Origin of the sequence: Micromonospora sp. NPDC047527, assembly GCF_040643015.1 — a bacterium.
Taxonomy (GTDB): domain Bacteria; phylum Actinomycetota; class Actinomycetes; order Mycobacteriales; family Micromonosporaceae; genus Micromonospora.
In genome coordinates, this window is the sequence record NZ_JBEYTK010000006.1 from 318179 (window position 1) to 332825 (window position 14647).

The window sequence follows — 14647 nt, forward strand, 5'->3', positions numbered from 1 at the left end:
CCCGCTCACTCCCAGCGGAACAGTTTCGCCGCGCCGGTGCCGGCGGCCACCGCGATCACCGCCATTATCCCCAGGTGCAACGGCTGCGGTGGAGTGCCCGTCCAGGCGTCGAGTAGCGCCTGCACACCCGGTGGCGTGTAGTCGCCGATCCGCGCCACGAAGTCCGGGAGCAGGAACCGGGGAAGGTAGACCCCGCCGAAGAACATGGTGATCAGGAACAGTGGCACGGCCAGGGCCTGTGCCGCTCTCGTCGTCCGGGCCACGGCGGCGACCAGAAGACCGAGTGCCAGCAGCGCCGCCGTGCCGAGCACGAAGGCCACGGTGAAGCCGAGCGGGTGCCGGGGGAGCGGCACCCCGAACGCCAGCCGGGCGACCAGCATGAGCAGCACCGCGCTGGCTAGGATGCCGGTCAGGGCCAGCGCCAGTTGAGCGGCGAGCAGGGCTGCCGGGTTCGCCGGGGTGGTCGCCAGCCGGCGCAGCACGCCGCGTTCCCGGTAGGTGGCCAGGACGGAGGGCAGGACGTTCACCCCGACCATGGCGAGCGTGACCACCAGCAGCGACGGAGCGAAGTAGCCGACGAAGGTCTGCCCGTCGAAGTTCGGATCCGGCTCACGGAGCGAGGGGATCAGGCCGATCACCACCAGGATCAGGGTGGGCAGCCCGACGGTGGTGAGCAGCGTCGGCAGGTCCCGCAGGTAGAGCCGCGCCTCGATCCTCAGGATCTGGCGGAAGGCGTGCATCCTGGTTCCCTCTCAGTCTGCGGGCCGGTGCCCGGTCAGCTCGACGAAGGCGTCGTCGAGGGTGGACTGCTCCAGCCGCAGGTCGGCGGCGACGATCTGGTTGCGGGCGAGCACCGAGGTGACCGCGTGCAGCAGCTCACCGGTGCCGGTCACCACCACCTGGCTGCCGGTGCGCCGCACCTCGGAAACCTCTGGCAGGTCGGTGAGGAGCCGGTCGTCGATCGGGGCGGACGGCCGGAACCGGACGTGCTGCTCCGGAGCGACACTCGACACCAGGCCCGCGGGGCTGTCCAGGGCCGCGACCCGTCCCCTGTCGATCACCGCGACCCGGTCGCAGAGCCGCTCGGCCTCCTCCATGAAGTGGGTGACCAGCACGATCGTCACCCCACTGTCGCGGACCTGCTCGATGAGGCCCCAGGTGTCCCGTCGGGCCTGCGGGTCCAGCCCCGTGGTCAGCTCGTCGAGGATGGCGATCTCCGGGTTGCCGACCAGCGCCAGCGCGATGGACAGTCGCTGCTTCTGACCGCCGGAGAGTTTCTTGTACGCGGTGTTCCGCTTGTCGCCGAGGCCCAGCTTCTCGATCAACGCGGCCGGATCGGCCGGGTCGCGGTAGAACGAGGCGTACAGCTCCAGGGCCTCAGCCACCCGGAGTCGGTCCGGCAGTTGGCTCTCCTGAAGCTGCACCCCGACCCGCTGCCGAAGCTGGGCCGCGTCCCGGCGGGGGTCGAGTCCGAGGACCGACACCCCGCCCCCGTCGGGGACGCGCAGCCCGGCGACACACTCCACGGTGGTGGTCTTGCCGGCACCGTTCGGGCCGAGGACGCCGAAGATCTCGCCGGCCTCCACGGTGAACGACACGTCGTCCACCGCCACCAGATCGCCGTACCGCTTGTGCAGTCTGGTCACCTCGATGACCGGCATCGCGCCGCCCTTCCGCCGCTGGCTTCGTACCCCCTCAAGGGTTGTCGGGGTGACCCGGCGGCGAATCGACCGGTCGGCGATGATCGCCGGCGTCCCCGGTTGATCGCGTCCGTCCGTCAACCGGTTGATGTGCACGGCGGGTGTCGCTGCTAGCGCTCCGCCCGGCGGATTCGATGACCGCTCGTTAGGCTGCTCGATCGTGGACGTCAGCAGAATCGCCAGCCCGGTGACCGGGGTCGTCGGACGCTTCCTCGGCGGGGCGGGGCTGCTCCTGCGAGGGCTGGGTCTCTACGTCCGCAGCCCCGGTCTCATGCTGCTCGGTGTCGTGCCGGCGCTGATCTCCGGCGTGCTGTTCCTCGGCGCGTTCGCCACCCTGGTGTACTTCGTGGACAACCTCGCCGCGCTGGTCACCCCGTTCGCCGACGACTGGTCGGGCACCGCACGCGGCCTGGCACGGGTGGTCGCCGGGCTGGCCATCCTCGGCCTCGGTGGGCTGGTCGGGGTGCTCACCTTCACGGCGGTCACCCTGGTCATCGGCGACCCGTTCTACGAGAAGATCTCCGAGCGGGTGGAGCAGCGGTACGGCGGCACGCCCAACGAGGTGGAGGTGCCGTTCTGGCCGTCGCTGCGCCGCAGCCTCGCCGACTCGGTACGCCTGGTCGCGCTCGCCGCGCTGATCGGCATCCCGCTCTTCCTGGCTGGTTTCATCCCGGTGGTGGGGCAGACCGTGGTGCCGGTGATCGGGGCGGCGGTGGGCGGCTGGTTCCTCGCCGTCGAGCTGGTCGGCGCGCCGTTCTACCGACGGGGCATGCGGCTGCCGCAGCGCCGGGCGATCCTCAAGGCCGACCGCCCCACCGCGCTGGGCTTCGGGGTGGCGGTCTTCCTCTGCTTCCTGATCCCGTTGGGTGCCGTGCTGGTCATGCCGGCGGCGGTGGCCGGCGCCGCCCTGCTGACCCGCCGTTCGCTCGGCCAGCCGATCGACGGCCCGCTGTCCGCGCCGCCCACCGGCCGGCCCGTCGAGGAGGGCTGACGTGGAGATCATCCTGGTCGAGGGGGCCCGCCTGGTGCTGTTCGGAACGGACATCCACGCCGTGGTCCGCCACGTCCTCGACGCCGCCTGATCACTGCGTCGGGCGGTGGTGCCGCCTGGTCACTACCGGCCTGTCGGGCGTCGGCGGCCGGCTGTTTCCGCAGGCTCTGGTGTGGTGGGGGTGACAGCGGGGGCGTCGTCTTTGCCGACAGCGTGTTGATAACATGCCGACATGATGTCGACAATCCACGAGGGCGGGCGCTGATGTTCCTCGCGATTCGTGAGCTGAACTTTGCCCGGATGCGGTTCGCTCTGATGGGCGCCGTGATCGCGCTGATAGCCGTGTTGATGGTGATGCTGTCGGGGCTGTCGGTCGGGCTGGTCCGCGATGGCGTGTCCGGGCTGCAGAACCTGCCGGTCACGTCATTCGCCTTCCAGCAGGACGTCCAGCGCGACTCCGCGTTCTCCCGCAGCGTCGTGGACCTGTCGGCGGTGGACGAGTGGGCTGCCCAGCCGGGCGTCGCGGACGCGACCCCCTTCGGCAACACGCTGGTGAACACGCGTACCGATCGGGGAACGGAGGCCGACCTGGCACTGTTCGGCGTCCAGCCCGACTCGTTCCTGTCGCCCTCGGTCAGTCAGGGTGAGCGGTTGGGCACGGCGGACGGCATCGTGGTGAGCCCCACCGCGCTGGACGCGGGGCTGCAGATGGGCGACGTCGTCACCATCGATCGGCTCGGCTCGCGGTTGCGGGTCGTCGGCGTCACCGAGCAGCAGGACACCTTCGGGCACGTGGACGTGGCGTACGTGCCGCTGGCGGCGTGGCAGGCCATCAAGTCCGGCACGGCCCCCGGCACGGAGCTGCCGCAGCGTGCCGCGACGGAGATCACGGCGGTGGCGGTCCGCGCGGATGACGGGAAGTCCGTCGACCTGGCCGCGGGCGACACCGCGGCAGGCACCGAGAGCCTGACCCTGAAGGAGTCCTACGGCGCCTCGCCGGGATACACCGCCGAGACGACGACCCTGCAGCTGATTCAGGGATTCCTGTACGCGATCTCGGCGCTGGTGGCCGGAGCGTTCTTCGCGGTGTGGGCGATCCAGCGCAAGCCCGAGGTGGCCGTCCTGCGGGCGCTGGGCGCCTCGACCGGCTGGGTGCTGCGGGACGCGCTGACGCAGGCGTTCGTGCTGTTGGCCGCCGCCGTCGCCGTCGGTGTGGGGGTCGGGCTCGCGCTCGGTGCCCTCATCACCGGCAGCGGTATCCCGTTCGCGTTGAGCATGCCGAGCATCTCCGCCGCCGGGGTCGGCCTCGTCGTTCTCGGCCTGGTCGGAGCCGGCGCGGCGGTCATCCGCATCACCTCTGTCGACCCGGCCACCGCTCTGGGAGGAAACCGATGAGCAGCCGTCCCGCTCCGACCGCTTCGACCACACCCGCCGACGACGCGCCCGAGCGGCTCGGATTGGTGATGCGCGCGGTGTTCCTGCGGCACGGCAACGCCGCCGAGACCGTGCAGGCGCTCGACGACGTCAACCTGACGGTGCGACCCGGTGAGCTCGCCGCGGTCGTCGGTCCGTCCGGTGCGGGCAAGTCCAGTCTGCTCGCCGTCGCCGGCGGCCTGGCCCGGCCCGACCAGGGGACCGTCACCGTGGCCGGTCAGGACATGACCGTGTCGAGTCGTCGCACGCGGACGGAGCTGCGCCGCCAGCATGTGGGGTTCGTGTTCCAGTCGGGCAACCTGCTGCCCGCGCTGACCGCCGCCGACCAGTTGCGGCTGCCCCTGCGGCTGGGGCCGCGGTCGGAGCGGTCCGGCCGTGACCCGCTGGAGCTGCTCGCGGACGTCGGCATGGCCGACAAGGCCGACCGGCGTCCGCACCAGATGTCGGGCGGCGAACGCCAACGTGTCGGGATCGCCCGGGCACTGGTCACCGAGCCCAGCGTGCTGTTGGTCGACGAACCGACGGCGGCGCTGGACCGGGCACGCAGCCACGAGATCGTGCAGTTGCTGGCCCGCGAGGCCCGGCAGCGGTCGGTCGCGGTGGTCATGGTCACTCACGACCACGATGTGCTGCAGTACTGTGACACCGTTTACGAGATGGTCGACGGCAAGCTCGCGGCCAGCGACTGACCACGACGGCAGGGTGCGGGCGCAGGACCAGGCAGGTCACGTCCGTCCGGAACAAGGGGGGGCGGCGTGCCGAAGATCCAGGCCTCGACCGTCGCCGAGCACCGGGCGTCCCAACGCGCCGCGCTGCTCGACGCCGCCCGCACCCTGCTGTCGCAACACCCCGAGCGGATCCCTGGCCTGGCCGAGGTCGCCCAGCACGCCGGTCTCGCCCGATCCAGCGTCTACTCGTACTTCAAGTCCCGCGCCGACATGTTCGACGCCCTGGTCACCGACACGTTTCCCCGCTGGTCGGCGTACGTCGAGAAGCGCATGGACGCCGCCACCACGCCCGGGCAGAAGATCCAGGCGTACGTGGATTCCAACTTGCAACTGGTTGCCCGAGGCGATCACGCGCTGGCTCGCGCGCTGGCGTCGGCTGGCAGCAGCGAGATCCTCGCCAGCTCCAGCCAACTCATGCACGACCGCCTGGAAGCCCCGCTGCGCGCCGCACTCACCGACCACGGCTCGTCGGACCCGGTCTGCATGGCCGAACTGGTCCAGTCGATCGTCTACGCCCTGAGCCGGATGATCGAGGGTGGGCTTCCCCTGCGCGCGGCGACCAGCCTCGCCCGCGAGTTCCTCACCCCGTACCTCGATCGCGACAGCGACTAAGGCCCGGTCAGGTCGGCCAGGCAGGACCACTCGGCCGCGACCGGCCGGTAGCCCAGGAGGGCGTTGATCGCCAGCATCGGCGCGTTCGCCTCGTCGTTCGAGGTGTACGCGACGCGGACACCCGCGGCGGCGGCCCGGTGCAGCGCCGCCGTCTTGGCCAGCCGGGCCAGACCGCGACCCCGGTACGCCGGGACGCTGCCGGTGTAGTCCGACCACATCCGGTCACCGTCCCGCTTGACCAGGCTGAAGGCGGCCACCTCGCCGTCGACCTCGGCGGCGGTGCTGGCCGTCCGGTCCAGCCCGAGGTTGTCCCAGACGTCGTTCTGCCAGATCTGGTAGCTGATCGCGTCGACAGGCACGTCGCCCGGCTCGTCAAGGGCCGAGACCACGTCGGCCGCGTAGAGCACGTGTGGGTCCAGTTCGGCGACCGGCCGCAGGCGTACGCCCGGGGGTGGGTCGGGAAACGAGGGCACCGGGTCCAGGTCGAGCGCGGAGTAGCGCATCCCGCGGCTGGGCTCGAAGCCGTGCTGGCGGGCGAACGGCAGCGCGTCCGGCTGTGCCATGGCGCGCACCCGGCGGACTCCCAGCGGGCGAAGGTGGTCGGTCGCTGCCGCCAGCAGCGCGTTGCCGATACCGCGTCGCCGGTGCTCCGGATGCACGTGCAGCAGGTTGATGTCACCGAAGTTCGCCGTCGAGGTTCGGCCGTTGGGTTCGGCGGACACCCAACCGACCACCCGGTCGTCGACCTCGGCCACCAACGCCGTCCAGCCCGGGGTGGGAGGCGGGTCGGCGATCATCTTGCGGGTGGACTCGACCCCGCGCACCAGGTACGGGTAGACCGTCGCCCGTAGCGCCACCACGGCCGGCGCGTCGTCGGGCCGTGCCACGCGGATCCGCATGTCAGACCCCCGTCCGTACGGCGGCTACGGCTTCGACCTCGACAAGTTTGTCACCGGCGGTGAAGGCCAGGCGGGCGGGTGGCGCGACGGTGGCCGCGTAGGCGTACTCGGCGACGTTGGAGAGGGCGGGGACGTGCAGCAACGCGACAGCATCCGGCATGTCGGCGAGGCTAACGACGACCGGCGAGCGACGCCATGGATTAACCGTCGCGCGGGCGTGCGGCACGAGGGCTCGCGCGGCGGCACTGTCCGTCACGTACGGGTCCAAGCCGCCCGACGTCACTCGGTGTAACGACCGTCAGCCGTCCTCGGCCGTCCCTCGCAGCCTTTGCTCTGCTTCAACCCACGCAACAGCGTGCTGAGCAGCGGGTTTTCTGGTGGAGGAGGTCGCCGCAGCGACAGCGGCGGTGACGATCCGTCTCTGTTGCGTCCGTTGAAGCAGAGCAAAGGCGGGGAAGGGGGTGGCCGGGCGGTGGACGAGCGTCACGCACAGTTGGCCTGCGCGCGTCGGGGGATGTGGGTGGGCGGTGTGGGTTGGCGGTGCGATGGCCGTGCGCGCCGAAGCGGTCAGGCGGAGTCGCGCAGGATCAGCTCGGTGGGGAGCATGATCGCCTGCTCGATGGTCTCGCCGGCGGCCAGCCGAAGCAGCTGCCGGGTCATCCGTCGGCCGAGCTCCACGATCGGCTGCCGGACGGTGGTCAGGGGCGGCTCGGTGTACGCGGCGGTTTCGATGTCGTCGAAGCCCACCACCGCCACGTCCTCGGGCACCCGCCGGCCGGCCTCGCGCAGTGCGCGCATGGCCGCGTGCGCCATCAGGTCGGAGGCGGCGAACACACCGTCCACGTCGGGGTGCTCGCTGAGCAGTCGGCGCATGGCTGCCGCACCGGATTCCCGGGTGAAGTCGCCGACGGCGACCAGCTCGGGCAGCCCGGCGGCGGTGACCGCCTCCCGGTAGCCGCTCAGCCGTTCGATGCCGGCGACCATGTCCTGTGGACCGGCGATGGTGGCGATCCGCCGGCGACCGTTGTCGATCATGTGGCGTACGGCGGCGGTGACACCGCCGACGTGGTCGACGTCCACGTACGGCACGGGCACGTCGCCGAGCGGTCGGCCGCTGCACACCACCGGAATGCCGAGCCGGGCCAGCGTCCCGGGCAGCGGGTCGGCGCCGTGCAGCGAGGCGAAGAGCACCCCGTCGACGTGCCGGCCGGTGGTGAACCGCTCGACCCGGTGGTGCCCGGCGGGGGAGCCGGCCAGCATCAGCACGAGCTGCTTGTCGGCGGCCTCCAACTCCTGGCTGACGCCGCGGATGATGCCGGGGAACACCTGGTCGTCGGAGAAGACCCGGGTGGCCGCCTCCGGCATGACCAGGGCGATGGAGTCGGTGCGCTGGGTGACCAGGCTGCGGGCGGCCAGGTTGGGCACGTACCCCAGCTCGGCGACGGCCCGGTTGACGGCCTCCCGGATGGGTTGGGCGACGGTGGTGGAGCCGTTGACCACCCGGGAGACGGTGGCCCGGGACACCCCGGCCCGTGCCGCCACCGCCTCGAGCGTCGGCCGTTGCGCCGTCGTCATCGCGACCCCACCCCCGCTCGTCACAGCCCGTTCCGGGAGATCACCTCCTGGTACCACCGGGCGCTGGCCTTCGGTGTGCGCCGCTGGGTCAGGTAGTCGACGTGCACGATCCCGAACCGCTTGCGGTAACCCTCCGCCCACTCGAAGTTGTCCAGGAACGACCATACGAGATAGCCGCGCAGGTCCACGCCCCGGGAGATCGCTTCGTGCGCAGCCCGCAGGTGCCCGTCGAGGTAGGCGATCCGGTCGGTGTCGATCACCTGTCCCGGCCCGTCGGCCTGGTCGGCGCCCGGCTTGTCGGGGAATGCGGCGCCGTTCTCGGTGATCAGGAGCGGCACCCCGGGGTAGTCGGTGGCGATCCGTTCGAGGAGCCGGGTCAGCCCGGCGGGCTCGATCATCCAACCCATGTCGGTGAGCGGCCCGGCCGGCGGCAGGAAGTGCACCGCGCCCTCGGTGCCCGGGTACGCGCCGTTGCCCTCGCCGTCGGGTCGACCGGCGACGTAGGTGGGTGCGTAGTAGTTGATCCCGAGCAGGTCGATCGGGGCGGCGATCAGCTTCTCGTCGCCGTCCCGGATGAACGTCGGCTCGACGATGCGGGCCACGTGCTCCCGTACGTCGTCCGGGTAGCCGCCGGCCAGCAGCGGGTCCAGGAAGATCCGGTTGTGCAGGCCGTCGACGAGGCGGACGGCGGCGGCGTCGGCCGCGCTCTGCGGGTCCGCCGGCCGTACGTCGGCCGGGTTGAGGGTGATGCCCACACTGCGTGCGCCGGCCGACCGCAGCGCCCGCGCCGCCAGGCCGTGCCCGAGCAGCAGATGGTGTACGGCGGTGAACGCCGCCGCCGGGTTCTGCTCGCCCGGGGCGTGCACCCCGTTGCCGTAGCCGAGGTACGCCGAGCACCACGGCTCGTTGAGCGTGGTCCACACGTCCACCCGGTCGCCGAGGCGGGCGTACACGGCGGTGGCGTACGTGGCGAAGTGCTCGGCGGTCTCCCGGTTGGTCCAGCCACCGCGGTCGCCGAGGGCCTGCGGCAGGTCCCAGTGGTAGAGGGTGACGATCGGGTCGATCCCCCGGGCGAGGAGGGTGTCGGTGAGCCGGTCGTAGAAGTCCAGCCCGCGCGGGTTGACCGGGCCGCTGCCGTCGGGCTGGATCCGGGGCCAGGCGACCGAGAACCGGTACGCCCGCAGCCCCAGCTCGGCCATGATCGCCACGTCGTCGACGTACCGGTGGTAGTGGTCGCAGGCGACGTCGCCGGTGTGACCCTGGTAGACCTTGCCGGGTGTGCGGCTGAAGGTGTCCCAGATGGACGGGCCGCGTCCGTCGTCGCGGGCCGCGCCCTCGATCTGGTAGGCGGCGGTGGCCGCTCCCCAGAGGAAATGCTCGGGAAACCGGAGTTCGTTCACGCCTTGACCGCACCTTCCATGATCCCACCGATGATCTGCCGGCCGAACAGCACGAAGACCAGCAGTAGGGGTAGCGTCGCGATGGCCGTCCCGGTGAACACCTGGGACATGTCCTGGTAGTAGCCGTCCGACAGCGCTCGCAGGGAGAGCTGCACGGTCGGGTTCGCCGGGTCGTTCAGCACAGCGTACGGCCACAGGAAGTCGTTCCAGGTGGTCATGAACGTGAGTAGACCGAGCACGGCGGCGGCCGGGCGCAGCGCGGGCACCACCACGTGCCACCAGACCCGGGCCGTGCCGCAGCCGTCCATTCGGGCGGCCTCGATCAGTTCGTCGCTGATCGCCTGGCCGGCGTACTGCCGCATCATGAACACGCCGAACCCGGTGACCAGCACCGGGACGATCACGGCGGGCAGCCGGTCGTTCCACTGGAGTTTGCTCATGAGCATGTAGAGCGGAATCACGCCGAGCTGGGTCGGCACCATCATCGTCGCGATGATGACCAGCAGCAGCGCGTTGCGACCCCGGAACCGCAGCTTCGCGAAGGCGAAACCGGCCAGGCTGGAGAAGAACACCACGGATACGGTCACGGTGGTGGCCACGACCGTCGAGTTGATCAGGCCGGTAAGGAAGTACGCGTCGGTGTTGTCGAAGAGGCGGGAGATGTTCGCGCCGAGGTTGCCGCCGGGGGTGATCGGGGGTGGGAGTTGGCCCATCGCGTCGTTGGTGCGGCTGGCGACGACGAACATCCACCAGATCGGAAAGATCGACAGGCCGGCGGCGACCACCAGGGCCAGGTAGGTGAGCGGGCTGGCCCGCCAGAGTCGGCTCATCGGGTGGTTCCCTTCCGGGCTCCCGGCCGGGAACCGCCCAGCCGGCGCAGCACCAGCACGTTGACCGCCGCGACGACCGCTATGAGCGCGAAGAGCAGCCAGGCGACCGCCGAGCCGTAGCCGAAGTTGTAGTGCGGCGCGAAGGCGTTCTCGAACATGTACATGGTCAGCGTCTGCGACTCCCGCAGTGGCCCACCGCGGATCGGGTTGGTGCCGGAGTTGAACATTCGGGGCTCCGTGAAGAGCTGCAACCCGCCGATGGTGGCGATGATGGTGCAGAAGAGGATCGTCGGTTTGAGCATCGGCACGGTGACCGACCAGAACTGTCGGGCCCGACTGGCGCCGTCGATCGCCGCCGCCTCGTACAGGTCGCGGGGGATGGCCTGCATCGCGGCGAGCAGGATCAGCGCGTTGTAGCCGGTCCACCGCCAGTCGACCATGGCGGAGATGGCCACCCAGGAGGCGAACCGGTTGGATTTCCACTCGATCGCGTCGATCCCGACCAGGTCGAGCATCCAGTTGATCATGCCGAACTCGCGGCCGAAGAGCACCCCGAAGACGATCGCCACGGCGGCGGTGGAGGTGACGTTCGGGACGAGCACCGCCATCCGCCAGCCGGTGCGGGCGCGCAGTCCCCGGTTCAGCAGGTTGGCCAGCCAGAGCGCGGCGAGCAACTGCGGGACGGTGGAGATCACGAAGATGCCCAGCGTGTTGACCAGCGCGTGCCAGAAGTCGACGTCGGCGAGCAGTCGGGTGTAGTTCTCCATGCCGACGAACGGGTGGTCGGAACCGAGCAGGTCCCAGTCGTGCAGCGACACCCAGAAGGTGTACGCCAGTGGGTAGACCCCGAAGACCGCGAAGAGCAGGAAGAACGGGGCGATGTAGAGGTACGGCGAGTAGCGGGTGTCGAGCCGGCTGAGCCGACCCGTCGATCGGCGGTGGGGCCCGGTTGCCGGTACGGCTGGCGGGCGGGGATCGAGCTGGACGGTCATGCCCGGGAACTCCTCTCACCGTGTGGGCGGGCCTCCGGCGGCCGGGGGCCCGCCCGCACGCTCGGGCTACTTGGCGGCGGCCTTCTTGGCGTTGGTCACCGCGTCCGTCCAGCCCTGCCCGGGGTTGCGCTGGCCCAGCTCCACGGTCCGCACGGCGTTCTCCACCTCGGTGCGGACGGCCTGGTTCTTGGGGCCCATGTAGACCGGCTTGAGGCTCTTCGCGCCGGCGCCGAAGATCGTGCCGACCGGAGCCCCGGAGAAGTACGCGTTGGTCGCGCCCGAGATCGCCGGGTCGTCGAGCGCCTGCGGCGAGGAGGGCAGCGGACCCTTGGCCTTGAACGCGCCGATCTGGCCCTTGGCGCTGGTCAGGAACTTGGCCAGCTCGATCGCCTCGGCCTGGTGCTTGCTCTGCTTGGGCACGGCGAGGTGCGAGCCGCCCCAGTTGCCGCCGTTGCCGGGCACCTGGGCGATGTCCCACTTGCCCTGGGCGCCCGCGCCGGCGTTGCTCTCGATGACCCCGGTCATCCAGGCGGGGCAGGCGATGGTGGCGAACTTCGACTGCTTGAAGGCGGAGACCCACTCCTCGGACCAGGAGCCGTACTTGCCGGAGAGGCCCGAGTCGACGATGTCCATGGTGGTGTCCCAGGCCTGCCGCACGGCCGGGTTGCTGTCGACGACCAGGTTGCCGCTGGTGTCGTAGTAGCTGTAGCCGGTGGTGTTACCGGCGGTCTGGAGCAGGATGGTGTTGAACGTGTTGGTCGCCGCGTCGAGGAAGGACGCCCCGGTCTTGGCCGCGACGAACCGTTCGCCGGTGGCGATGTAGTCCTGCCAGGTCGGCCAGAGCTTGGAGACCTCGTCCCGCGCGGTGGGCAGGCCGGCCTTTTCGAAGAGGTCCTTGCGGTAGCACATGGCGATGCCGCCGACGTCGGTGCCGAGGCCGATGAGCTGCTTGCCGTCGGCGGTCAGGCCGGCGTTCCACTTCCACTCCAGGAAGTTGCCCTTGAGGTCGGCGGCGCCGTGGTCCAGCAGGTTGACGAAGTTGTTGGGGTTGGCCTTGTACTCGACCAGGAGGCCCTCCTCGATGGCCACCACGTCACCGGCGCCCCGGCCGGCGGCGAGCCACTGGGTCAGCTTCGGTGAGTATTCGTCGAGGTTGGTGCCGGTGCCCCGCTCGACGATCTTCACGCCGGGGTTCGCGGCCATGTACTCCTGGTAGAGCTCTTCGTAGCCGAACTGGCCGAAGACGTCGACGGTCAGCGTGACCGGCCCGTCTCCTTCGGCGTCGTCGCCACCGCCGCAGCCGGCGGTGACGAGCAGGGCGGTTGCGGCGGCGACGGCCACCGCGGCGAGGCGGCGGCGTGGGAAGACAGCCATGGGATATGGACCTCTCTCAAGGTGGTCAGGTGATGGCAGATAGCCAAGAGAGCGCTCTCACGACAGGGTGGTGTCTCCTCGACCCCCTGTCAAGAGAGCGCTCTCTTGGCTTCTGACCAACCCCCGGATACGCGACGAGGGCGCCACCCCGTCGGGGTGACGCCCTCGTCGAGCCGGATCGGCCCGTTACCAGGTCAGCGGGTACGCAGGCCGTCGAGCAGAGCGCGATCGCCGGTCACGTCGAGCGTCTCGAAGCTGACCCGGCCCCAGAGCGCCAGCAGCAGGTCGCTCGCGGTGCCGCTGGCCTGCGCTCGGGCGTGGTGGTCGTCGTGGTCGAAGATGGTCGCCGTGTCGAGCAGCGCCACCCCCTCGCCGCGCAGCCGCAGGAACCACTGCTGGTCCGCGTCGGTCGACGCGAGCTGCACCACCCCGTGCCACTGGCCGCCCGGCACCCGACCCCGGCCCGACGGCAGCCAGGTGTCCAGCACCTCACTCACCCCGTCGGCCGCCAGCTTGGCCTCGATCGGGTCGCCAGCGCCGATGGCGAGCTGGGCGTCCCAGCGGTGCACCGCCGTCTCGTGCGCCATCCGGCGCGGCCAGAAGCCCGCCCTCTTCGGCTGCGGTGCCCAGTTCCACGCCGGCGCCTCCGGGTCGAGCCCGTCGAAGAGCGTCAGCAGCTTGTCGTACCCCTGCTGCCAGAACTGGAGAGGGCTCAGCCCCGGCGCCACCTCCGGCGGCTGCGGGCGGGCCGGCGGCGCGCTCGTCTCGCCGGACCCGGCAAACGAACACACCCAGTGGTAGATGCCGGCCAGGTGCAGAGTGAGATCATTGACCGTCCAGCCGGGACAGGACAGCACGGGTGTCTCCGGCGGTGCCTCGGCGACCGCCGCGGCGAAGGCCGGACCCTCGGTCCGGAGCGCCCCGATCCAGAAATCCTTGCTGCCCTGCAGTCTGCTCATCGCCATCCTCCCGGGGGTGCCGAGCGACCAGTGGGTGCTGCGGCTGCACATCAGCCTAAGGTGAGATACGTGTCAGACGCCCATGCCCAGCAGACAACCGAAGCCGATCGTGCCATCCCTGGTCCACTGGCCAACCACACCACGCTGCGGATGGGCGGCCCGGCCCGGCGGATCGTGGCAGCGAGCGACGCCGACGAGCTGGTGCGGGCGGTCCAGCTCGCGGGCGAGCCGGTCCTGATCCTGGCAGGCGGCAGCAACGTGGTGATCGGTGACGCCGGCTTTCCCGGCACCGTCGTGCTGGTGCGCTCCCGGGGCCTGCGGGTCGTCGCCGAGGACGCCGGGTCGGTCACGGTACGCGTCGAAGCCGGTGAGCCGTGGGACGACCTGGTCGCCGCGACCGTGGCCAACGGCTGGGCCGGTCTGGAATGCCTCTCCGGCATCCCCGGCTCGACCGGCGCCACCCCGATCCAGAACGTCGGCGCGTACGGCCAGGAGGTCGCCGAGACGATCACCGGGGTCGAGGTGTACGACCGGGTCGCCGGCACCCGTCAGGCAATCCCGGCCGTCGACTGCGGGTTCGCCTACCGGGGCAGCATCTTCAAGTACCAGACCCGCTGGGTCGTGCTGTCGGTCGACTTCCGGCTGGCCAGGTCACCGCTCTCCGGGCCGGTGCGCTACGCCGAGCTGGCTCGGGCGCTCGGTGTCGAGGTGGGCGACCAGGTGCCGCTGGCCGACGCTCGGGCGGCGGTGCTGCGACTGCGCGCCGGCAAGGGCATGGTGCTCGACGCGACCGATCCGGACGCCCGCTCGGTCGGCTCGTTCTTCACCAACCCGGTGCTCGACCGGGCGACGTACGAGCTGCTCCGGGAGCGCGCGACCGACCTGGGCGAGCCACCCGCCTGGCCCGGGCGCGACGACACGGTCAAGGTGAGCGCGGCCTGGCTGATCGACAAGGCCGGCTTCACGAAGGGGCACCCCGGCCCAGGCGGCGCGGCCATCTCCGGCAAGCACACCCTCGCCCTCACCAACCGCAGCGGCACGGCCAGCACCAGCGACCTACTCACCCTGGCCAACACCATCCGCGACACGGTGCACGCCCGCTTCGGCGTGACCCTGCACCCCGAGCCGGTCCTCATCAACTGCGCCCTCTGAC

General features: G+C 70.9%; 15 protein-coding genes. 5 read left to right on the top strand and 10 right to left on the bottom strand.

Annotated elements, in window-relative coordinates; all coding sequences use genetic code 11:
• Positions 1-5: 5 nt before the first annotated feature.
• Complete coding sequence (locus tag ABZ808_RS23660) at positions 6-740, bottom strand: ABC transporter permease (RefSeq protein WP_357010324.1); 735 nt, start codon at positions 738-740, stop codon at positions 6-8.
• A gap of 12 nt (positions 741-752) precedes the next feature.
• Positions 753-1661 (bottom strand): ABC transporter ATP-binding protein, encoded by a 909-nt coding sequence (locus ABZ808_RS23665; RefSeq protein WP_357010327.1) that lies wholly within the window; start codon positions 1659-1661, stop codon positions 753-755.
• Between the two features lie 199 nt (positions 1662-1860).
• Here ABZ808_RS23665 and ABZ808_RS23670 point away from each other — a divergent pair, with 199 nt between their 5' ends.
• The 4 genes from ABZ808_RS23670 (at position 1861) to ABZ808_RS23685 (ending at position 5465) form a co-directional block, all read left to right on the top strand.
• Positions 1861-2691 carry an EI24 domain-containing protein gene (locus ABZ808_RS23670; protein ID WP_357010329.1) on the top strand — a complete coding sequence of 277 codons (831 nt, stop codon included), beginning with the start codon at positions 1861-1863 and terminating at the stop codon, positions 2689-2691.
• 264 nt (positions 2692-2955) lie between these two features.
• On the top strand, positions 2956-4086 hold the full coding sequence (locus ABZ808_RS23675; RefSeq protein WP_357010332.1) for an ABC transporter permease: 1131 nt from the start codon (positions 2956-2958) through the stop codon (positions 4084-4086).
• Positions 4083-4814: an ABC transporter ATP-binding protein gene (locus tag ABZ808_RS23680; protein WP_357010334.1), complete on the top strand. Its 732-nt coding sequence runs from the start codon at positions 4083-4085 to the stop codon at positions 4812-4814. Before ABZ808_RS23675 ends, ABZ808_RS23680 begins: the two co-directional genes overlap by 4 nt.
• A 66-nt stretch (positions 4815-4880) precedes the next feature.
• The gene (locus ABZ808_RS23685) at positions 4881-5465 is read left to right on the top strand and encodes a TetR/AcrR family transcriptional regulator (protein ID WP_357010336.1); all 585 of its coding nucleotides are present in this window, start codon (positions 4881-4883) and stop codon (positions 5463-5465) included.
• On the opposite strand, the gene ABZ808_RS23690 is transcribed toward ABZ808_RS23685, so the two are convergent.
• From ABZ808_RS23690 to ABZ808_RS23725, 8 genes are all read right to left on the bottom strand, one after another.
• The gene (locus ABZ808_RS23690) at positions 5462-6364 is read right to left on the bottom strand and encodes a GNAT family N-acetyltransferase (protein WP_357010338.1); all 903 of its coding nucleotides are present in this window, start codon (positions 6362-6364) and stop codon (positions 5462-5464) included. The genes ABZ808_RS23685 and ABZ808_RS23690 overlap by 4 nt on opposite strands.
• Position 6365: 1 nt before the next feature.
• On the bottom strand, positions 6366-6524 hold the full coding sequence (locus tag ABZ808_RS23695) for a hypothetical protein (protein WP_357010341.1): 159 nt from the start codon (positions 6522-6524) through the stop codon (positions 6366-6368).
• A gap of 407 nt (positions 6525-6931) precedes the next feature.
• On the bottom strand, positions 6932-7939 hold the full coding sequence (locus ABZ808_RS23700; protein WP_357010344.1) for a LacI family DNA-binding transcriptional regulator: 1008 nt from the start codon (positions 7937-7939) through the stop codon (positions 6932-6934).
• A gap of 20 nt (positions 7940-7959) precedes the next feature.
• Positions 7960-9339 (bottom strand): GH1 family beta-glucosidase, encoded by a 1380-nt coding sequence (locus ABZ808_RS23705; protein ID WP_357010347.1) that lies wholly within the window; start codon positions 9337-9339, stop codon positions 7960-7962.
• On the bottom strand, positions 9336-10169 hold the full coding sequence (locus ABZ808_RS23710; protein WP_357010349.1) for a carbohydrate ABC transporter permease: 834 nt from the start codon (positions 10167-10169) through the stop codon (positions 9336-9338). The genes ABZ808_RS23705 and ABZ808_RS23710 overlap by 4 nt, the downstream gene beginning before the upstream one ends.
• Complete coding sequence (locus ABZ808_RS23715; RefSeq protein ID WP_357010352.1) at positions 10166-11161, bottom strand: sugar ABC transporter permease; 996 nt, start codon at positions 11159-11161, stop codon at positions 10166-10168. Before ABZ808_RS23715 ends, ABZ808_RS23710 begins: the two co-directional genes overlap by 4 nt.
• Before the next feature lie 66 nt (positions 11162-11227).
• On the bottom strand, positions 11228-12535 hold the full coding sequence (locus ABZ808_RS23720) for an extracellular solute-binding protein (RefSeq protein ID WP_357010355.1): 1308 nt from the start codon (positions 12533-12535) through the stop codon (positions 11228-11230).
• Between the two features lie 194 nt (positions 12536-12729).
• On the bottom strand, positions 12730-13494 hold the full coding sequence (locus tag ABZ808_RS23725) for a maleylpyruvate isomerase family mycothiol-dependent enzyme (RefSeq protein WP_357010358.1): 765 nt from the start codon (positions 13492-13494) through the stop codon (positions 12730-12732).
• Positions 13495-13563: 69 nt separating this feature from the next.
• Here ABZ808_RS23725 and ABZ808_RS23730 point away from each other — a divergent pair, with 69 nt between their 5' ends.
• The gene (locus ABZ808_RS23730; protein WP_357010360.1) at positions 13564-14646 is read left to right on the top strand and encodes a UDP-N-acetylmuramate dehydrogenase; all 1083 of its coding nucleotides are present in this window, start codon (positions 13564-13566) and stop codon (positions 14644-14646) included.
• The last annotated feature ends 1 nt before the right edge of the window (position 14647 follow it).